Raw genomic sequence first — 21,174 nt, 5'->3', positions numbered from 1 at the left:
TCACAAGCTTGGATGGTCATCTCCTCAATCAGGCGAATGACGAGGCGTATCGCAAAAATGGAATTTTGAGTCGGGCTCTAAGACCGTCTCCTTTTTGATTGCGGTCAGCTTAATGTGATCAAAACAGTCGGAATAGATAGCGCTGCAATGACAGATTGTTTATCAGGATTGGACAATCGGGCGATCAATCAGGGGCAATCATGCGTTCTGCCCGGACAAGGCTGTCATAGTCTTCTGGGCTGATCAGCCCGCTTGCAAGCGCCTCTTCGCGCAATGTTGTGCCATTTTTGTGTGCCGCCTTGGCGATTTTTGCCGCATTGTCATAACCGATGGCCGGAGCAAGTGCTGTCACCAGCATCAGCGAACGGTCGAGCAATTCTGCAATGCGTTCCGGATTTGGTTCAATGCCTGTGACACAATGATCGGCAAAGGAAAGCATGGCGTCGCTCAAAAGCCGGATTGATTGCAGCACATTGAAGGCAATCACGGGCTTGTAGACATTGAGTTCAAAATGGCCCTGACTGGCGGCGACGGAAATGGTCGTCTGGTTGCCAAAGACCTGTGTTGCCACCATGGTCAGGGCTTCGGCCTGGGTCGGGTTGACCTTGCCGGGCATGATCGATGATCCGGGCTCGTTTTCCGGCAGCACCAGTTCGCCAAGACCGGAGCGCGGGCCGGAGCCGAGCAGGCGAATATCATTGGCAATCTTGAACAGATCCGCTGCCAGGGCATTGAGGCTGCCGTGCAGGTTCAGGATCGCGCCATGGCTTGCCAGCGCCTCAAACTTGTTGGGCGCGGTTTTGAACGGAAGGCCGGTGATGGTGCTCACTGCCTTGGCAAAGCCTGTATCAAAGCCGAGAGGTGCATTGAGGCCCGTGCCGACTGCGGTGCCACCCTGGGCAAGCAGAAAGACATCGCCAAGTGCCCGTTCAATGCGGTGGCGGGCATAATCAAGCGCTGCGCGATAACCGGAAAATTCCTGCCCGAGTGTTATGGGTGTTGCGTCCTGCGTGTGCGTGCGGCCGATCTTGATAATGTCGCGAAACGCTTCTTCCTTGGCTTTCAGCGCCTGGGTCAGGTGCTCAAGGGCGGGATAAAGCCGGTTGACCGTTTCCAGAGCGGTGGCAATATGCATGGCCGTGGGGAAGCTGTCATTGGATGACTGGCTCATATTGACATGGTCGTTGGGGTGAACCGGCTTTTTCGAGCCCATTTCACCGCCCAGAAGCTCGATGGCGCGGTTTGAGATGACCTCATTGACATTCATATTGGTCTGCGTGCCGGAGCCGGTCTGCCAGACGACGAGCGGAAAATGCTCGTCGAGCTTGCCTTCAATCACTTCGTTTGCGGCAAAGATGATTGTCTTGGCAAGGGTCGGGTCAAGCTTGCCCAGGGCCATGTTGGTCTCTGCTGCCGCGCGTTTGACCATGCCCAGCGCATGAATGAGCGGCAGTGGCATAGGCTCGCCGCCAATCCTGAAATTCTGCAGGGAACGCTGGGTCTGCGCGCCCCAATAACGATCTGCCGGAACCTCTATGATACCGAAGCTGTCTGTTTCCTTGCGCGTGGCGGTCATGGTTGCAACTCCGGTCAGGTTCAGTTCAGGCTTTGATCATATTCAATCGTTCTCGTCGTCACCATCATCGGTTTCGACGATCCAGGCGGTCGGTTCGATCCTGCGCTGTGTCCTGCTGTCGATGAAAGTCCACCAGCCTGCATCATTTTCGTCCCATTGTCCGCCTGATGCGCGCAGGCGGTCAAGGGCGCGATATTGAGCGATGGATTCATTGCGCTGATCGTCATCATCCGTCCAGACGACGGTTATCTTGCTGCCATCCATCGGGGCACTGTCAATCGGCATTTCCTTGCGCACGCAGCCCTCCATTTTCATGGCTGAGAAATATTATCAGAAACATAGGGCAGAGAAGACAACATCTCAAGACAAGGCATGGTCTTGGAGCGCGGACAGCTGATATTCAAGGGAATGCAAGGCCTGGACGGTGTGGAAAGGTAGGCTAACGCCTACCTTTCCTGTCGCCGGAGACAAGACCTCCCCTGTGCGGGGGCATATAGGAGGTCTACGCGTGGTAAGCAGCACAATGTGCAGTATATGTCAATGATATATTTCTAATTTATAATAATTGTCAAAACTTGCGCGGATAGAAAAATATTTCCTGTGCATAGTCATTAGGAATTAATTCAAGAAAAGCCGAAATCTATAAAATAAAACTTTTCTCGCTGTGCAGTTTTGCTGAAGCCAGAGGCTGCAGATTTCATCTTCCTGACAGGCTTGGAACTCGCTGGAAGCGATTCACAATCGTTATGAAAATTCCGATATCTGGCGGGATATGTGTTGTTGCAGCGGGTACACTGTCTGTTTCATGCAACGAGCCGTTTACCTTGAGCTGATCGCATAAAAAACCTGCACCGCTTTTGCGGTGCAGGTCTTGTTTTCAAGCGTCAGCTTTATGGACTTAGAAGTCCATGCCGCCCATACCGCCCATACCGCCTGGCATGCCGGCAGGAGCTGCGTCCTTCTTCGGCAGTTCAGCGATCATGGCTTCGGTGGTGATCAGGAGGCCAGCAACCGAAGCTGCGTTCTGCAGAGCGGTGCGGACAACCTTGACCGGGTCAACGACACCAGCCTTGATCAGGTCGCCGAATTCGCCATTGGCGGTGTTGTAGCCGAAGGTTTCGGACGAGTTTTCAAGGATCTTGCCAACGATAACCGAAGCTTCTTCACCAGCGTTGGTCGTGATCTGACGAGCGGGAGCCTGGATTGCACGACGGACGATGTTGATACCAGCTTCCTGGTCAGCATTTGCGCCCTTGACGGTGATCTGGGTCGAAGCGCGCAGCAGGGCGGTGCCGCCACCTGGGACGATGCCTTCTTCAACCGCAGCGCGGGTTGCGTTCAGGGCGTCGTCAACGCGGTCCTTCTTTTCCTTCACTTCAACTTCCGTTGCACCGCCAACGCGGATGACTGCTACGCCGCCAGCGAGCTTGGCAAGGCGTTCCTGCAGCTTTTCACGGTCGTAGTCAGAGGTGGTTTCTTCGATCTGCTGCTTGATCTGGGCAACGCGAGCGTCGATTTCAGCCTTCTGACCTGCACCGTCAACGATCGTGGTGTTTTCCTTGGTGATGGAAACCTTCTTGGCACGGCCGAGCATGTCGAGCGTGACGGATTCGAGCTTGATGCCGAGGTCTTCGGAGATAACCTGACCACCGGTGAGGATGGCGATATCTTCGAGCATGGCCTTGCGGCGATCGCCGAAGCCAGGAGCCTTGACGGCAGCAATCTTCAGGCCACCGCGCAGCTTGTTGACAACGAGGGTTGCCAGAGCTTCGCCTTCAACATCTTCGGCAATGATGAGAAGCGGCTTCGAGGTCTGAACAACAGCTTCGAGAACCGGCAGGAGAGCCTGAAGGTTCGAGAGCTTCTTTTCGTGCAGCAGGATGTAGGCGTCTTCGAGCTCAGCCACCATCTTTTCAGGATTGGTGACGAAATATGGCGAGAGGTAACCGCGGTCGAACTGCATGCCTTCAACGACTTCCAGTTCGGTTTCGGCGGTCTTGGCTTCTTCAACCGTGATGACGCCTTCATTGCCAACCTTCTGCATGGCTTCAGCAATCATCTTGCCGATTTCTGCTTCGCCATTTGCAGAGATGGTGCCAACCTGGGCAACTTCTTCAGAGGTGTTGATCTTCTTTGCCTTGCTGAGCAGGATCGAAACGACTTCGTTGACAGCAAGATCAATGCCGCGCTTCAGATCCATCGGGTTCATGCCGGCAGCAACTGCCTTGGCACCTTCCTTGACGATGGCCTGGCCAAGTACGGTAGCGGTGGTGGTACCGTCACCAGCAGTGTCGTTGGTCTTGGATGCTACTTCGCGCAGCATCTGTGCGCCCATGTTTTCGAACTTGTCTTCCAGTTCGATTTCCTTGGCGACCGATACACCGTCCTTGGTGATGCGCGGAGCGCCGAAGGACTTGTCGATAACGACGTTACGGCCTTTCGGGCCGAGCGTTACCTTTACAGCGTCAGCAAGGATATCGACGCCGCGCAGCATCTTTTCGCGCGCAGTGCGACCGAATTTTACGTCTTTAGCAGCCATGTTACTCTCCTGGGAATTTCCCGCTCAGATAGGTATGATGATTTCAGGAATGGACTATGCGCCCCGTCGACCAATCGCCGACGATCGGCGTCAAATCAGCCAACAATACCCAAAATGTCGGATTCCTTCATGATCAGCAGGTCTTCGCCGCCGATCTTGACTTCCGTGCCTGACCACTTGCCGAACAGAACACGGTCACCAGCCTTGACTTCGAGCGGAATCAGCTTGCCAGACTCGTCACGTGCGCCAGCGCCTACAGCAACAATTTCGCCTTCTTGCGGCTTTTCCTTGGCGGTGTCTGGAATGATGATGCCGCCAGCAGTCTTGGCTTCGGATTCGACGCGGCGAACAACGACGCGGTCGTGAAGCGGGCGGAACTTGATATCAGCCATGGTATAACCCTTGGTGTTATAGACGTTGAACCCTGTGGACGGATCAACCGATCCGCTGTGCTGTTAGCACTCATCCCGTGCGAGTGCTAACGTGGCCTTGAGATAGAAGTCGTACTGGCGTTTGTCAAGGATGGGTGACATTTTTTTGATGACTTGAATGAAGAAAGGGTACTTTCTTCATTTCTGTGAGGCCGATCATACGCGATTGTACAAAAATCATTGTAAAAACAATGATATGGTGCGTCCGCATCTGATGGCGGCATGCGCTTTGCATCGCACATGTTTTCTGCAGATGGGGCCTTTCTTCACCCTTTTCAAGGTCGTGTCCTTCAAAATGTGGCTTGACTGGCCATCATGCCCTGAAAGCTGGAAAACTGGTTAACAAGGTATAGCCATGTGCTTTTTGTATTATCAATCAGGCAAACGTGGTGACACATGGCCCGGCTTGGTTTAGAGGAAGCGCGGGTCACAACAGATGGCCATTGGCTGGATAACTCTTGAGGGTAAGATGAAACTGCCACAACACCTTGATGATCTCACCGATCAGTATGATGTGCTTTTCTGTGATGTGTGGGGCGTCATTCATAATGGTGTGGCATCGTTTCCTGCTGCCATCGATGCGTTGAAGCGCGCCCGTGCCAAGGGGCTGACGGTTGTTCTCGTCACCAATTCGCCGCGCCCGCATCAAGGGGTTATCAAGCAGATCACCCAGCTGGGTGTTCCGGCTGATTCTTATGACCGTGTGGTGACATCAGGGGATGTGACGCGCGAGCTGATCGCGGAAGGTCCGCGCAAGGTTTTTCATATTGGTGGAGATTTCGAACACGCCATCTTTGATGGTCTGGATGTCGAGCTTGTCGAGGAATATGAGGCAGGTGGCGTTGTCTGCACCGGCCTTTATGACGATGAAACCGAAACGCCGGATGATTATCAGGAACTGTTGCTGCGCCTGCGTTCACGCAATCTGCCTTTCGTTTGCGCCAATCCGGACATCAAGGTCGAGCGTGGCTCGCGTCTTGTCTGGTGTGCTGGCGCCATTGCGCGCGCCTATAGCCAGCTTGGCGGCCGCACACTGATTGCCGGCAAACCGCATCGCCCGATTTATGATGCGGCATTGCACGCGGCAGAAATGCTGCGCGGCAAGCCGGTCGATAAGAGCAGGATTCTGGCGATTGGCGATGGCATATTGACCGATGTGAAAGGGGCTGCGGATTATGGTCTGGACGTGCTTTATATTTCCGGTGGCGTCCATGCTGCCGATTATGTCGAGGACAACAAGATCAATCATGCGCGTCTTGAAGCCTTCTTGCAAAAGCATGGCCATGTGCCCATCGCAGCCTTGCCTGCACTTGTGTAACTCTTTTCCTGAAATTGCCTGACAGATTGAAAGACAGACGCTGCCCATGACCACCATGCCTTTCCAGCGCCTTTCCGGAATCGATGCCGTACCAGAACAGCTGCAACATTGCGTGGTGGCGATTGGCAATTTTGATGGCGTGCATCGTGGTCATCAGGCTGTTCTGGAGCGTGCACTGGAACAGGCCAGGCGCGACAATCTGCCAGCCGTGGTTCTGACTTTCGAGCCGCATCCGCGCAGCTATTTCCGTCCGAGCGAGCCGGTTGACCGTCTGACGGATGCTGCGGCCAAGGCTGAGATCCTGCGCATCATGGGGTTTGATGCGGTGATCGAACAGCCTTTTACGGCTGATTTTGCCGCGCGCACGGCAGAAGATTTCGTGCAGCATATTCTGGTGGAAAAGCTGCATGCAAGCTTTGTCGTCACGGGCTATGATTTCCACTTTGGCAAGGGACGCACCGGAACGCCGCAATTCCTGCAACAGTCAGGCGCTGCGGCAGGTTTTGGTGTCGTGCTGGTTGATGCCTTTCTTGATGAAGGCGGCATGCAGATTTCATCCACGCGCGTGCGCAATCTTTTGCATCAGGGAGAAGTGTCTGAAGCGGCCGGCCTGCTCGGCTATCGCTATCGCGTGCGCGGCGAGGTCATTCATGGCAAGAAGCTTGGCCGCAGCCTTGGTTTTCCGACAGCCAACATGATGCTGCAAAGCAGGACGGGGCTGAAATATGGCATTTATGCCGTGCGTTTCCGCCGCGCCGATGGCAGCCTGCATGATGGCGTGGCCAGTTTCGGCAAGCGGCCTACCGTCGATGAAGATGGCGTGCCTTTGCTGGAAACCTATCTGTTCGATTTTTCTGGCGACCTTTATGGCGAGATCGCAACCGTGTCGCTGTTTGGCTTCCTGCGCGGTGAGGAAAAATTTGACGGGCTTGATGCGCTGGTGGCGCAGATCAGGCGCGATGAAGAAGAGGCGCGGGCACTGCTTGCAGGTGCAAAACCGCTTTCTCTGCTGGATAATCAGCTGTCTTTCAGTTAAACCCATATCATTGGGGTGTTAATCCTAATTTTACAGATTCTTATGAGAAATATGCGGGGCCGGTCACATCGGCAAGTATTGCGTTGGGAGTATCAGGTGGTTCGTTCAGTCTATGTGGCTCTGATGGCGGGCGTTGCTTCATTGCTGTTCCATGCGCCTGTAATGGCCGCAGACGCACAAGATGTGTCTGCGGCGCAGAATGCTGAAAAACCACGCAAATATTTCTGGTCTGGCGACTGGTATCTCAAGGTTGGGGCTGCGGGGTTCTATGCGCCAAAATTTGATGGCAGCAAGAGCTATCGTCTGTTTGGCGAGCCATTGTTTGAACTGGGGCGTCAGGGCGAGGCGGAGCGTTTTTCCTCGCGCAATGACAATATTTCCTGGGCGCTGATCGACAATGACCGTTTCCGCGTCGGTCCGGTAGGACAGCTGGTTTTCAAGCGTGGTGATACGATCAAGGGTCTGAATGACACGAAATTTGGCGCTGAGGCGGGTGTCTTTGTCGATGTCTATCCGACCGACTGGATGCGCGTGCGCAGCGAAGTGCGCCATGGCATTGTCGCGCATAATGGTGTCGTGGCCGATTTTGCCGCCGATGCCTTTTATGATGTCACGCCAAAAATCCGCATTTCCGGCGGCCCGCGCGCAACTGTCGCTTCGAAAGACTATTTCCGCACCTATTATGGTGTGAATGCAGAGGAAGCGGCTGCATCGGGGCTGAGCGAATACAAGCCATCTGGTGGCCTGCAGTCGGTTGGCGTTGGCGGCGCAATCACCTGGGCGACGACGGAAAAGATCGATACCAGCCTGTTTGCCGAATATAGCCGTCTGCAGGGCCCGGCAAGAGATTCGAGCATTGTGAAGGAGCGCGGCTCGGCCAATCAGTTCCTGGTTGGTGTATCGGCGACCTATCGCCTTGATTTTTCCATCGACTGAGAAATGTGTCAGCACCGGCGGAAAATCAGCGGCAGGGTGACAGAATATTGCGCCCTGCCTCTTTATTCCTGATCGTGCGGTTGCTAAAAGCGTGCGCATGATGACAGATTTCAGCCTCGTCATAACGGCCATACGAATTATTGGCCCGGCCTTCCGATCGCCGCGCTGATGTTGCACTCGGCAATATCTGGCAGGAAGGTCCGGGAACGAACCGCTGTAACTTGCAGTCCCTGAATATCTGAGATTTCCCCCGCCGTTTCAGACGGGTTTGACAGGCAAACATCATTATGAGCGACACACGTATCGATTATTCCAAAACCCTTTATCTGCCGCAGACCAACTTTCCGATGCGCGCAGGCCTGCCACAGCGCGAGCCGCTGCTGGTGGAGCGCTGGGAACAGATCAACCTGTACAAGAAGCTGCGTGAGCAGTCGAAGGACCGCCCGCTTTATGTGCTGCATGATGGCCCACCCTATGCAAACGGCAACATCCATATCGGCCATGCGCTGAACAAGATTCTGAAGGACGTGATCACGCGTTCGTTCCAGATGCGCGGATATAATTCAAACTATGTTCCGGGCTGGGACTGCCACGGTCTGCCGATCGAATGGAAGATCGAGGAAAAATATCGCGCCGCCGGCAAAAACAAGGACGAAGTGCCAATCAACGAATTCCGCAAGGAATGCCGTGAATTCGCAACCAGCTGGATCAAGATCCAGTCGGAAGAATTCAAGCGTCTGGCGATTCTGGGTGATTTCGAAAACCCCTACACGACGATGAATTTTCATGCAGAAGCACGCATTGCCGGCGAGCTTCTGAAATTCGCCACCTCCGGCCAGCTTTATCGCGGCTCCAAGCCGGTCATGTGGTCGGTGGTTGAACGCACCGCGCTCGCCGAAGCCGAGGTCGAATATCACGATGTTGAATCGGATATGATCTGGGTGAAGTTTCCGGTTCTAGGCGTAAATGCGCTCGCTTGGGGAAACGCCGAAAAGAGCTTTTCTGATATTCAAGATCTATCTGGGGCGTTTGTCGTCATCTGGACGACGACGCCATGGACGATTCCGGGTAACCGCGCTGTCGCCTATTCGCCGCGCATTGAATATGGCCTTTATGAAGTTACGGCCGCCGAAAATGACTTTGGTCCACGTCCGGGTGAAAAGCTGATTTTTGCCGACAAGCTTGCGGCGGAGTGCTTTGCCAAGGCCAAGCTTGAATTCAAACGTCTGCGCACCGTTTCCGCCGAAGAACTGGCGGGTTTGACTCTGGTTCATCCGCTGAAAGGCTTTGGCGGTGGCTATGAATTCACCGTTCCGTTGATTGCCGGCGAGCATGTCACCGATGATGCCGGTACCGGCTTTGTCCATACCGCGCCAAGCCATGGCCGCGAGGACTTTGAGGCCTGGATGGATCATGCGCGTGAACTGGAAGCGCGCGGCATTGATACGGCCATTCCGTTCCCGGTTGATGATGCCGGCTTCTATACCAAGGATGCGCCGGGCTTTGGTCCGGATCGCGAAGGTGGGCCGGCCCGCGTCATTGATGACAATGGCAAGAAGGGGGATGCAAATGAAGCTGTCATCAAGCAGCTCATTGCTCATGACAGGCTGTTTGCTCGCGGTCGTCTGAAGCATTCCTATCCGCATTCGTGGCGCTCCAAGAAACCGGTGATTTTCCGCAATACGCCGCAATGGTTTGTCTATATGGACAAGGATCTGGGCGATGGCACGACGCTGCGGTCGCGCGCGCTCAAGGCGATTGACGAGACCCGCTTTGTGCCGCCTGCCGGCCAGACCCGCCTGCGCGCGATGATCGAGGCGCGTCCGGATTGGGTTCTGTCGCGTCAGCGCGCCTGGGGCGTGCCGATCTGTGTCTTTGTTGATGAAGACGGCAATATTCTCCAGGATGAAGCGGTCAACAAGCGCATTCTCGATGCGTTCGAGGTCGAAGGGGCGGATGCATGGTTTGCCGAAGGCGCACGTGAGCGCTTCCTCGGCGAACGTGCCAATGAGCCATGGATCCAGGTGCGCGACATTCTCGACGTCTGGTTTGATTCCGGTTCCACCCATACTTTCACGCTGGAAGATCGCCCGGATCTGAAATGGCCGGCAGATATCTATCTCGAAGGCTCTGACCAGCATCGCGGCTGGTTCCATTCCTCCCTGCTTGAAAGCTGTGGCACACGTGGTCGTGCGCCTTATGATACGGTCATCACCCATGGTTTCACCATGGATGAGCAGGGCAAGAAAATGTCGAAGTCGCTCGGCAATACGGTGACGCCACAGGATGTCATCAAGGAATCGGGTGCCGATATTCTGCGTCTGTGGGTGATGACCACCGATTATTGGGAAGATCAGCGCCTCGGCAAGAGCATCATTCAGACCAATATCGATGCCTATCGCAAGCTGCGCAACACGATCCGCTGGATGCTTGGCACGCTGGCACATGATGAAGGCGAAAACCTGCCGCATGCCGAGCTGCCAGAGCTTGAACGGCTGATGCTGCATCGTCTGGCCGAACTCGATGAAGTTGTTCGCAGCGGCTATGATGCGTTTGACTTCAAGCGTATTGCGCGTGCGCTCATTGATTTCATGAATGTCGAGCTTTCGGCTTTCTATTTCGACGTGCGCAAGGATGCGCTTTACTGTGATGCACCGTCGAGCAAGCGCCGCAAGGCAGCCCTCCAGACCGTGCGCGCGATCTTCGATCATCTGACTACCTGGCTTGCGCCAATGCTGCCCTTTACCATGGAAGAGGCCTGGCTTGAGCGTTATCCACAGGCCCTTTCGGTTCATGCTGAGCAATTCCGCGTCGTGCCGGCTGAATGGCGCGATGATGTTCTGGCGGAAAAATGGCGCAAGGTTCGCGCGGTGCGCCGTGTGGTCACCGGCGCGCTTGAACTGGAGCGCGCCGACAAGCGCATTGGTTCGTCGCTGGAGGCAGCGCCTGTCGTCTATATCTCGGACAAGAGCCTGAGCGATTCGCTTGCCGGTCTGGATTTCTCGGAAATCTGCATCACCTCTGGCATCACGATCCGCGAAGGCGAGGCGCCGGAAGGAGCGTTTACCCTGCCGGAAGTCAAGGGGGTTGGCGTTGTGCCGGCCCGCGCGACGGGTAAGAAATGCGCCCGTTCATGGCGTTACACGGAAGATGTCGGTTCGGATCCGGAATTCCCGGATGTTTCGGCCCGCGATGCCGAGGCCCTGCGCGAACTCAAGGCACTGGGCAGGCTTGAGGCCTGACCAGACGGGACTGCCCGTGGAGCAAGGCTTCACCGGCAGTTCAACATGGTGATTGCCGCATGCGGTTCACTCATGTACAAGGTTTCCGGCGGTTAATTCCGGTTTTGCCTTGGAGTTGCCCGTTTTTAATGCAAGAGCGGAGTAAAAACTCGTTTTGTTGAAGGCCGACAGGCATAAAAGAAGTGGCGCTTATGAAGATTGAGGGACGCGTTCTGGTTTTGATGACGGCCGTAGCGGGGCTATCGCTTTCGGGCTGCGTGTCATCACCGACCTATGGTACAGACAAGTCGGCTGGTGCCCAGCTCCTGGACGATGTGTCCAATATGGCCACCTTTGGTCAGGGCAAGAAGAAGGCGGCCATCGATTACAAGCCGCGTCCGGAACTTGTGCGCCCTTCGCCGGATCAGCGCGGTCAGGTTGCCACCTTGCCGCCGCCACAGGAAAAGGTTGCCTCGAGCGAAAATGGCAACTGGCCGGAATCGCCGGAAGAACGCCGCAAGCGTTTGCGGGATGAAATTACCGCAAATCGTGACAAGAATGGCTATGTTTCGCCGGTCGAGCAGGATGAAGTGCCGGGCCAGAAATATGGCGTCCTGCCGGGTGGCAACAGCCGTATGGCAGACCATGAATCGCATTTGCCCAAGACCGATCCGGAGCGGATCGCGGCCCTGAAAAAGGCGCGTGAGGAACAGTTGCGCGGTTCATCGACAACCCGGCGTTATCTGAGCGAGCCGCCATTGGCCTATCGTCAGCCGGCTGCAACGGCTCCTGTGGGCGAACTGGGAGAGGATGAAGCCGTCAAGGAACGTGCCCGCAAGAAAGCCGCCGGCAAGAAGGGCAGCTGGCGCGATTACCTGCCCTGGAACTGATCAGACCTTTTGGTTTCGCGTAAACGGCTGCGAATGCATTCGCAGCCGTTTTCTATTTATTTAACTTGTTCATTGTATTGCAGTCATGAAATATCCATCGCGATATGATTTATATCAAGCAGTTTCAGGAAAATCGCCCCCCGGTTTTCCGTCCGGAACCGTGAAAACAACATGTCAGGGCGATTCAGCGTTCCATGGGTCTGAATTGCTTCGTAGGAACAACTGGTTGGTGATTTGTGGAGTTTGACGAATCAATGCGTGACAAAAGCACGATCTGGGACAGTCCAACCTCTTTTGGTTCCGTCAGCCGTGCATTCCATTGGGTGATGGCGCTGATGTTGTTCTGGCAATTTGCCTCGGTCATCCTGCGTGCCGTGGCGAAGGATACTGCTGTCTACAAGCTGTTCTGGTCTGCCCATTTCCAGCTTGGTTTTGCCATTCTTGTTCTGGCCATTCTGCGTTCCATCTGGGGCTTTGCCAATCTCAGCCGCCGCCCGCAGCTTGAGGGCGTGACCGGCATGCTGGCGACGCTTGTCCATCTTCTGATCTATGGTCTGATGCTGGCGGTGCCATTTGTTGCGCTGCTGCGCAATTATGCCAATGACCGTGGCTTTTCATTCCTGGGTATTCAGATCTTTGGCCAGACGGGCATGAAAAACTCGGAACTTGCCCTGGTTGGCAACTGGCATGGGTTCATGGGCTGGGTTCTGCTTGTGCTGGTGGTGGGCCATGTTGCCATGGCGCTGATTCATCATTTTGTCCTGCGCGACAATACGCTGCGCTATATGGCTGGACCGCGCCAGGCGGTCTGATTGGGGTAAACCATGCATCACGGCAAGGTGGTTGCCCGATTATCCGGCGTCACGCTTTGCACGGAAGAAATCCCTGAGAATGGCGCCGGCTTCGCTTTCCGCGAGGCCGGTATAGATTTCGGGGACATGATGACAGGTGGGCTGGGTATAGAACCGTCCGCCATGTTCCACGCCGCCTCCCTTGGGATCGGATGCGGCATAATAAAGCCTGCGAATGCGGGCGAATGAAATGGCCGCCGCACACATGGCGCATGGCTCCAGCGTCACATAGAGATCGCAGTCAACCAGCCGTTCTGACCCCAGCAGGCTGCCTGCCTGCCGGATTGCCAGCATTTCCGCGTGCGCGGTCACATCATTCAGTTCGCGCGTGCGATTACCGGCGCGGGCGATGATTTCGCCTTCGCGCACAAGTACCGCACCGATTGGCACTTCGCCACGATCGGCCGCCAGACGCGCTTCCTGCAGCGCCATTTCCATCGGCTGCAGCCTTTTGCGGCTTTTCAGACTGCCAGCTTTTTCCATTTGCACTCCAATTCATCATTCTTGCGGAAATTTCACTCGCAAGGCATGGAGTGATTTGTTACTGCATAATTCCCGAAATCGAAAACGATTTGCGAACGGAATTGAATGGCGCTCCCCTATCGGCCTGTATTCCAGCCATGATCGCGGTGAAGCGCTGGCGCTGCTGAAAGGCCAACCGGATGACAACTGAAGACAATAATGAAGGCGGCAAGCGTCCTATTGGACGCAAGGGCCGTCCGGCTGGTGCACGAGGCGATGCACCACGTGGCGAAAGCACGGACAGGAAAGGCGCACGCCCTGCACGCAAGACACAGCGTGTGCCGTCTGCGGATGATGAGGGCACGGAACGCGTAGCCAAGCGTCTGGCGCGCGCAGGCATTGCCTCACGGCGTGAGGCAGAGACGATGATCGCGGCCGGCCGCATTGCGGTCAATGGCAAGGTGCTGGAAAGCCCGGCAGTCAATGTCAGGCGCACCGATATCATCACCGTGGATGGCAAGCCGCTGCCGCAGGCAGAACGTACCCGCCTCTGGCTCTATCATAAGCCTGCCGGACTGGTAACGACGACGCGTGACCCGGAAGGTCGTCCGACGGTTTTTGATGCGCTGCCGTCCGATATGCCGCGCGTCATGTCTGTGGGTCGGCTTGACATCAATACGGAGGGTCTGCTGCTGCTCACCAATGATGGCGGTCTGGCGCGTGTTCTTGAACTGCCGTCAACCGGCTGGCTACGCCGCTATCGCGTGCGCGCGCATGGCAAGGTGACACAGCAACAGCTGGATGAGCTGAAGCACGGCATTGCCGTCGATGGCGTGTTCTATGGCAGCGTCGAGGCAGAGCTCGAACGTGTTCAGGGCGCGAATGTTTGGATTTCCATTGGCCTGCGCGAAGGCAAGAATCGCGAGGTCAAGAATATTCTTGGAGCGCTTGGTCTCGCGGTCAACCGCCTGATCCGCGTCTCCTATGGCCCGTTCCAGCTTGGCGATCTGGAAGAGGGCGCTGTGCGTGAAATCAAGGGGCGGACGCTGCGCGATCAGCTGGGTGAACGGCTGATTGAAGAATCGGGGGCGGATTTTGATGCGCCGGTTCTGCATGCCTTTTCCAATGCGCCTGTCAAAGGGCGTACGGCGCGTGAACTCTCCGAAACGGCAGGTGAACGTCCACGCAAGGAACGCGAATGGATTTCGAGCACGCCTGAACACCGCCGTCCGCGTGCGGTAAGGTCAGAGCAGCCAGAGCCACGCCGCCGCGGCAGTGCGAATGTCTGGATGGCGCCGGGTGCGCGCCCGAAGACTGAAAAGGCAAGCGCCAAGACGGCAACCAGAACGACTGCGCGGGTTGAACATCAAGAACCGCATCGTGCAGCCCGACTGAGCGCGGACATGAAGATCCGTCCGCGCCGCCTTGATGAACGGGCAGGTGAACAGGACGGCAAGGAAAAACGCGCCGAGCGACGTCCGGGCAAGCGCGAGCGCGCAGATTTGCGCTCTGGCGCAGGCAGGGCCGGTGAAGGCCGCTTTGCCGGCGGCAAGCCCGACAAGACTCGCCCGTCCGGTGGCAAGCCTTCGGGCGGCAAGACAGGCAAGGGCAAGCCAAATGGCAACAAGCCACGCGGCGGCAAACCAGCTCGTCCGGGAGGAAGCGGTGCGGATCGTAGGCGGTAAGTTTCGCGGACGCGCTCTTGCAACACCATCCTCCAATGCCATCCGGCCGACGACAGACCGGACGCGCGAAAGCCTGTTCAATATTCTTGCGCATGGCATGGGTGTGCGGTTTGAGGGCTTGCGTGTGCTTGATCTGTTTGCGGGCACCGGTGCGCTTGGCATAGAGGCCCTGTCGCGCGGCGCGCGTTATGCGGTCTTTGTCGAGGAATCGGCTGAAGGCAGGGGGCTGTTGCGGCAGAATATCGAGGCCTTTGGTCTGCAGGGGCATACGAAAATCCTGCGCCGTGATGCGACCACGCTTGGCATGATTGGCACGATGGAACCGTTTGACCTTGTCTTTGCTGATCCGCCCTATGGCCAGCAGTTGGGGGAAAAGGCATTTTTATCTGCCTTGCAGGGCGGCTGGCTTAATCCAGACACAGTTCTGGTATTGGAAGAAGATGCCGCCGCACATGTGGAGCTTGATGAACAATTTGTTGTTGTTGAAGAGCGTCAATATGGCGGTACAAGGCTGAGGCTTATCCAATTGCGGACTGCGCTTTGAAACGCTGCTGGAAAGTGCATCATCAGCACTTTCATTTTGAATGGAGATGTCGTTTGGTGCGAAACCCCTCACTCCGGCGTTTGTTGTACTCATCCACGCTTGCACTCATCTTGTCATTGCCGTTAGCGCCGGCATGGGCGGAAGGGCCTGCGCCCGTTGATCCGGCAAAAAGCGGGCAGGCCACGACAGAGGTGGTGCAAACTGCCCTGCCCGAAATCATCTCCTATCAGCATGCCAGCCGATTTACGCTTGATAACGGGCTTGAGGTCGTTGTCATTCCAGATCACCGTGCCCCCGTCGTCACGCAGATGATCTGGTATCATGTCGGCTCGGCAGATGAAAAACCCGGCGTTTCGGGGATTGCCCATTTTCTTGAGCATCTGATGTTCAAGGGTACGAAAAATCATCCAGCAGGCGAATTCTCTGCCCGGATCAATGCGATTGGCGGGCAGGAAAATGCGTTCACATCAGATGACTATACGGCCTATTTCCAGACAGTCTCCCCGGATGCGCTGGAAATGGTGATGGAATTCGAATCCGATCGCATGACCAATCTGGTCCTGACAGAGGACATGGTCAAGACCGAGCGCGATGTCATTCTGGAAGAACGGCGCATGCGCGTGGACAGTAATCCCGCCGCCATGCTGATGGAAAATACCGATGCGGTGCTTTTCTATAACCATCCCTATCGCAAGCCGGTACTGGGTTGGCGGCAGGAAATGGAAAAGCTGAGCCTCAAGGATGCGCTCGATTTCTATGAGCAATATTACACGCCAAACAATGCCACTCTGGTGATTGCCGGCGATGTCACGCCGGAACATGTGCGCGATCTCGTCATGAAGACATGGGCGAAAGTGCCAAGGCGGGCGGATGTTGCACCGCGTGATCGCCCACAGGAGCCGGCAAAGCAGGCTGCGCGCGTCGTGACCCTGCATGATCCGCGTGTCAGCACACCATCCTTCCGCGTGACCTGGGTCGTCCCATCCTATTCCAATGAAAAACGGGCGCCGGGGGCGAAGGAAGGCGATGCGGCAGCACTTGATCTGCTGGCGGGAATTCTCGGCGGCTCGCTGCGTTCGCGTCTTTATCATGAACTGGTGGTCAGGAAGGGCATCGCGGCAAGCGCGGGCGCCAGCTATGACAGTACCGCGCTGGATGACGGAACCTTCTCTGTCTATGGCTCACCACGCGGCGGAGCGACACTCAATGATCTCGAACAGGCTGTTGCCGCGGAAATTCAACGCATCATCAGGGAGGGTGTGACACAGGTAGAGCTTGATCAGGCGCGCAACCGTTTTCTCAAGTCGATGATCTTTGCCCGCGACAGCCAGACCGGTATGGCACGCATCTATGGCGCGACGCTGTCCACCGGCCAGACGATCGAGGATCTGCAAAACTGGCCAGCGCGGATCAAGGCCGTTACCGTCGATCAGGTCAGGGATGTGGCCAGACGCTATCTGGTCGATGAGCAGTCTGTCACAAGCTATCTGCTGCCGCCCGGAACAAGGCCGGAAACGGCGCGTGAAAATCCGGATGGGCCAGCGAGCGGCCCGACGCTGAACGAAACCGGAGGTGCGGTTCAATGAGGAATGACCATCTGACCTGTTGTCCGTCCGGGCTGGTTGCATCTCTGGTGGCACGCACGGCATGCCTGCTTTCTGGTCTTTGCCTGCTGATTGCGGCAAGCCTGCCTGCCCATGCGATCGAAATTCAGGAAGTGGTCTCGCCAAAGGGCATTCGCGCCTGGCTGGTTGAGGATCATTCCATTCCGCTCGTTACCTTACGCTTTTCCTTCAAGGGCGGCACGTCGCAGGACCCGGCCGGCAAGGAGGGGCTTGCCAATCTGATGACCGGCCTGTTCGATGAGGGGGCGGGCGATCTTGATTCCGATACGTTTCATGAGCGCATCGACGATCTGGGCGGCGAGATGTTCTTTTCCGCTTCGCCGGATTCCATCAATGGCGGTGTACGCATGCTGGCGGAAAATCGTGACGCGGTGACGTCACTGATTGCCCTTGCCGTCAACAAGCCGCGTTTTGATCAGGAACCGATCGACCGCATCCGCCAGCAGGTCATTGCCGGCATCGAGGCCTCTGAAAACGATCCATCGACGATTGCCTCGCGCAAGTTTTCCTCCGTGCTCTTTGGTGATCATCCCTATGCGCGCGAGGGAGAAGGCACGATCAAGTCGCTGCAGACAATCACCAGGGATGACCTTGTTGATTTTCATCGCAAGAATTTCGCCCGCGATAATCTGACCATTGGTGCAGTTGGTGCCATCAATGCAGAAGAGCTGGGGGCGATGCTGGACAAGATTTTCGGCGACCTGCCGGAAGAGGCCGATCTGAAACCTGTTGCTGACGCCACACTGGCCTTTGGCACCACGACCAGCCTCAATTTTGAGCTGCCGCAGACGGTGATCAACTTTGTCTATCCGGCACTGCGCCGCAACGATCCTGACTTTTTCGCCGCCTATCTGATGAACCAGATTCTGGGCGTCGGTTTTTCCTCCCGTCTTTATGAGGAGGTGCGTGAAAAGCGCGGTTTGGCCTATACTGTCTCGTCCAGTATTGCCTTGCAGGATCATGCTTCCTATCTCATCATTTCCACGGCAACGCGCCCGGACAAGGCACAGGAAAGCCTGAATGTCATTCGCGAGCAGGTTGCTGCCATGGCGGCCAATGGCCCGACCGAGGAAGAACTTGCTGCCGCAAAAAGCTATCTCAAAGGCTCCTATGCCGTGAATAATCTGGTGTCATCCGGGCAGGTGGCCGAAACGCTGGTCGGCTTGCAGCAGGAAAAGCTGCCGCGCGACTATATTGATCGCCGGGCAGAAATGATTGATGCTGTGACATTGGATCAGGTTAAGGCGGTTGCCAGGAAGCTGTTGGGGGCAAAGCCCGCAATTCTGATTTATGGTGATCAACAGGGGTAGCAAGAGCGTGAATTGCAATTCGTCATCACCGCGTTTTGCTGTTGCCTTTGGTGGCGGTGGCGCGCGCGGTATTGCGCATCTGCATATTGTGGAAACGCTTGACGACTTGGATATCAAGCCGGTGGCGATTGCTGGATCATCCATTGGCGCGATTATCGGCACCGGCCTTGCCAATGGCATGGAGGGCCGTACCTTGCGCGATTATACGGCTGGCATTTTCAAAAACCGTGCAGAAGTTGCCAAGCGTATCTGGAAGGCCCGGCCAGGCGGCTGGTCGCAATTGCTGAAAGGCGGTTTGCGCGTCAGCCAGTTCAATATTGAAAAAGTGCTGGCGGCCTTTTTGCCGGATGATTTGCCAGACAGGATCGAAGAACTGAAAACGCCCATGAGCATTGTCGCGGTGGATTATCATGCGGCGGAGGAAGTGCATTTCCAGCAAGGTGATCTGCGTTCGGCAATTGCCGCTTCCTGCGCCATTCCACCGGTATTTGCGCCGGTCGTGCGGGATGGGCGCATTCTGGTGGATGGCGGGCTGTTCAATCCGGTACCGTTTGATCTTCTGTTCGACAAGGCCGATATTGTGATCGGTGTGGATGTGGTGGGAGGCCCAAGTGGTGATGATGACGCCATGCCTTCGACCTATGAGGCGATTCTGGGCGCCAATCAGCTCACCATGATGGCGATCATCCAGAACAAGTTCCGCCAGCGTCCGCCGCATGTTTTCGTGCGGCCTGATGTTGCGGGCATTGGCCTGCTCGATTTCCTGAAGTTCGAACAGATTTTGGCCCAGAGTGCGGCGGTTCGCGATGATCTGAAACGCAAGATCGATCAGGCCGTGGCGGCCTTTGAAAGACAGACCTGTCTCGATCAGGCAAGCGGCTGATCATTCGGCTGCCTGTATCCTGTTCTCCATCACGTCAGGCGGCGTTTGCCCGTCGTCTTCTGTCCTGACGTCAATAAGCTGGCCCTCGCGCGTCGGCTTGAGCAGCGGTTCCGGCGTGACGGGTTTGTTGAACAGGAGATGACCGCCTGCCATGATGCCTTCGGCGGCCTGCATGTGCAGCCGGTCTTCATCGCGCTGGCGAACATCGGCCTTGATGGCTGCGGCATTGGCCTCGGATATGCCGAGCGCCTCAAGTGTCTTCTGGCCAAAGAGCAGGCCGGATTCGAAGGTTTCGCGCAGTTCATATTCCACGCCCTGCGCGCGCAGCTGCAATGTATGCTCGCGATCATAGGAGCGCACGAACAGGCGCGCATCCGGATATTCAGACTGGATCAGATTGACGATCCGGTTGGTGGTTTCCTTGTTGTGCGTGCAGATGGCCACAAGCTTGGCCTTGCGAATGCCGGCGGCCTCCAGCACGTCCTTGCGCGTTCCATCGCCATAATAAATGCGAAAGCCGAATTTTTCTGCCGCCCGCACCCGGTTGGGCGAACTGTCAATCACCGTCACGTCAACGCCGCCTGCAAGCATCATCTGGGCGGAGATCTGACCATAACGGGAAAAGCCGATCATGAGGACGTCTGATCCCGCCCCTTCAAAATTTTCCTCCATCGTGTCGGTGTCCGTGCCCTTGAGCATCAGCTTGTTGCCGATCATCACCATGAACGGGGTGAGCGCCATGGAGACGGTGACGGCGGCAATGAGTTCAGAGCCAAGGGCGGAGGAAATCACGGCTGCGTCTGCCGCGGCCGAAAACAGGACGAAGGCAAACTCGCCGCCCTGCGGCAGCAGAAAGGCAATGCGTACAGCATCATTGTGGTTGGAGCGAAACAGCCGGCAGAGCACATAAAGAATGGCAATTTTCGTTGCCATGAAGACAGGTACGGCCAGAAGGATGGTCTGCCAATATTGCAGGATGACGGTGAGGTTGAGCGAAAGCCCGACAGCGACAAAAAACAGGCCGAGGAAAATGCCGCGGAAGGGCTCGATATCGGCTTCGAGCTCATGGCGATAGGACGATTCCGCAAGCAGCACGCCGGCAATGAAAGCCCCCATGGCCATGGAAAGGCCAGCATGTTCCAGCAGGCTTGCAGAGCCCAGCACCACGAACAGCGCGGCCGCAATCATGACTTCGCGCGCACCGGTATTGGCGATGATGCGGAACATCGGATTGAGCAGATAGCGACCGGCAATGATCAGCGCGATGATCGAGACAACTGCCGTGGCAAGATGAAAACCGGCGCTTGCCTGCGAAGGCTCATTGGGCGAAAGCGCCGGTATGATGGCAAGGATCGGCACGATGGCGAGATCCTGAAAGAGCAGGATGGCAAAGGCCCTTTGGCCATGGCGCTGGTTGGTCTCGGCGCGATCCTCCAGAACCTGCATGGCAAAGGCTGTTGAGGACAGGGCAAGGCCAAAGCCAATGATGATCGAGGCGCCAACCGAAAGTTCAACCAGATAATGGGCAATGGCTGCCAGTGCTGCACCACTGACGACGACCTGTGCGGTGCCAAGGCCAAAGATTGCATGACGCAGTGACCACAGGCGGGAGGGTTTCAGCTCCAGTCCGATGACAAAAAGCAGAAAGACAACGCCAAGCTCTGAAAAATGCAGGAAGTCTTCACCATCGGCAATCAGGCGGGCAACCGGGCCGATGATGACGCCCGTAAAAAGATAGCCAAGGATTGTTCCCAGCCCAGACGCTTGAACAATGGCGCTGCAATAATTGCACCACCCAATATCATCAATGATTGCAGATAAAGGCTACCACCCGTTGTGACCATGCCGCTGTCTCGGAATATGCAAA

15 protein-coding genes and 2 pseudogenes are annotated in these 21,174 nt (G+C 56.2%); 11 read left to right on the top strand and 6 right to left on the bottom strand.

The features are described from left to right. Positions 1-184 precede the first annotated feature (184 nt). The 4 genes from fumC to groES form a co-directional block, all read right to left on the bottom strand. Entirely contained in the window at positions 185-1,576 is a 1,392-nt protein-coding gene (fumC, locus tag ACFO1V_RS11990) for a class II fumarate hydratase (RefSeq protein WP_374833542.1), read from the bottom strand. 42 nt (positions 1,577-1,618) lie between these two features. Further along, positions 1,619-1,873 (bottom strand): hypothetical protein, encoded by a 255-nt coding sequence (locus tag ACFO1V_RS11985; RefSeq protein WP_374833544.1) that lies wholly within the window; start codon positions 1,871-1,873, stop codon positions 1,619-1,621. Positions 1,874-2,474: 601 nt separating this feature from the next. Further along, positions 2,475-4,115 carry a chaperonin GroEL gene (gene groL, locus ACFO1V_RS11980; RefSeq protein WP_374833546.1) on the bottom strand — a complete coding sequence of 547 codons (1,641 nt, stop codon included), beginning with the start codon at positions 4,113-4,115 and terminating at the stop codon, positions 2,475-2,477. A 95-nt stretch (positions 4,116-4,210) separates the two neighbouring features. After that, the gene (groES, locus tag ACFO1V_RS11975; protein WP_374833548.1) at positions 4,211-4,507 is read right to left on the bottom strand and encodes a co-chaperone GroES; all 297 of its coding nucleotides are present in this window, start codon (positions 4,505-4,507) and stop codon (positions 4,211-4,213) included. A 508-nt stretch (positions 4,508-5,015) separates the two neighbouring features. Between groES and ACFO1V_RS11970 the strand changes: the two genes are divergently transcribed. The 6 genes from ACFO1V_RS11970 (at position 5,016) to ACFO1V_RS11945 (ending at position 12,759) form a co-directional block, all read left to right on the top strand. Beyond that, positions 5,016-5,864, top strand: a complete 849-nt coding sequence (locus tag ACFO1V_RS11970; protein ID WP_374833550.1) for a TIGR01459 family HAD-type hydrolase — start codon at positions 5,016-5,018, stop codon at positions 5,862-5,864. Between the two features lie 46 nt (positions 5,865-5,910). Beyond that, positions 5,911-6,900 carry a bifunctional riboflavin kinase/FAD synthetase gene (locus ACFO1V_RS11965; protein WP_374833552.1) on the top strand — a complete coding sequence of 330 codons (990 nt, stop codon included), beginning with the start codon at positions 5,911-5,913 and terminating at the stop codon, positions 6,898-6,900. Positions 6,901-7,023: 123 nt separating this feature from the next. Then, complete coding sequence (locus ACFO1V_RS11960; RefSeq protein ID WP_374833588.1) at positions 7,024-7,836, top strand: MipA/OmpV family protein; 813 nt, start codon at positions 7,024-7,026, stop codon at positions 7,834-7,836. 287 nt (positions 7,837-8,123) lie between these two features. Next, positions 8,124-11,078, top strand: coding sequence for an isoleucine--tRNA ligase (gene ileS, locus ACFO1V_RS11955; RefSeq protein ID WP_374833554.1), 2,955 nt, complete (start codon positions 8,124-8,126; stop codon positions 11,076-11,078). A gap of 191 nt (positions 11,079-11,269) precedes the next feature. Further along, positions 11,270-11,947, top strand: coding sequence for a hypothetical protein (locus tag ACFO1V_RS11950; RefSeq protein WP_374833590.1), 678 nt, complete (start codon positions 11,270-11,272; stop codon positions 11,945-11,947). Between the two features lie 254 nt (positions 11,948-12,201). Further along, on the top strand, positions 12,202-12,759 hold the full coding sequence (locus ACFO1V_RS11945) for a cytochrome b (protein ID WP_374833556.1): 558 nt from the start codon (positions 12,202-12,204) through the stop codon (positions 12,757-12,759). 39 nt (positions 12,760-12,798) lie between these two features. On the opposite strand, the gene ACFO1V_RS11940 is transcribed toward ACFO1V_RS11945, so the two are convergent. Then, positions 12,799-13,281 carry a nucleoside deaminase gene (locus tag ACFO1V_RS11940; protein ID WP_374833558.1) on the bottom strand — a complete coding sequence of 161 codons (483 nt, stop codon included), beginning with the start codon at positions 13,279-13,281 and terminating at the stop codon, positions 12,799-12,801. 137 nt (positions 13,282-13,418) lie between these two features. On the opposite strand from ACFO1V_RS11940, the pseudogene ACFO1V_RS11935 reads away from it, so the two are divergent. The 5 genes and pseudogenes from ACFO1V_RS11935 to ACFO1V_RS11915 all read left to right on the top strand — a co-directional run bounded on the left by ACFO1V_RS11935 (position 13,419) and on the right by ACFO1V_RS11915 (position 19,307). After that, positions 13,419-14,945 (top strand): annotated as a pseudogene (locus tag ACFO1V_RS11935) (pseudouridine synthase). Next, positions 14,926-15,489 (top strand): 16S rRNA (guanine(966)-N(2))-methyltransferase RsmD, encoded by a 564-nt coding sequence (gene rsmD, locus ACFO1V_RS11930; RefSeq protein ID WP_374833560.1) that lies wholly within the window; start codon positions 14,926-14,928, stop codon positions 15,487-15,489. Before ACFO1V_RS11935 ends, rsmD begins: the two are co-directional and overlap by 20 nt. A 56-nt stretch (positions 15,490-15,545) precedes the next feature. Further along, positions 15,546-17,075: a M16 family metallopeptidase gene (locus tag ACFO1V_RS11925; RefSeq protein WP_374833592.1), complete on the top strand. Its 1,530-nt coding sequence runs from the start codon at positions 15,546-15,548 to the stop codon at positions 17,073-17,075. Then, positions 17,072-18,424: a M16 family metallopeptidase gene (locus ACFO1V_RS11920; RefSeq protein WP_374833562.1), complete on the top strand. Its 1,353-nt coding sequence runs from the start codon at positions 17,072-17,074 to the stop codon at positions 18,422-18,424. The genes ACFO1V_RS11925 and ACFO1V_RS11920 overlap by 4 nt, the downstream gene beginning before the upstream one ends. 7 nt (positions 18,425-18,431) lie before the next feature. Further along, positions 18,432-19,307, top strand: coding sequence for a patatin-like phospholipase family protein (locus ACFO1V_RS11915; protein ID WP_374833564.1), 876 nt, complete (start codon positions 18,432-18,434; stop codon positions 19,305-19,307). Here the strand turns inward: ACFO1V_RS11915 and ACFO1V_RS11910 are convergent. Continuing rightward, a pseudogene (locus ACFO1V_RS11910) lies at positions 19,308-21,151 on the bottom strand (monovalent cation:proton antiporter-2 (CPA2) family protein). Positions 21,152-21,174: the final 23 nt, after the last annotated feature.

The organism is Daeguia caeni (assembly GCF_042653845.1).
GTDB lineage: Bacteria > Pseudomonadota > Alphaproteobacteria > Rhizobiales > Rhizobiaceae > Brucella > Brucella caeni.
This window is presented reverse-complemented; position numbering and strand designations above follow the sequence as displayed.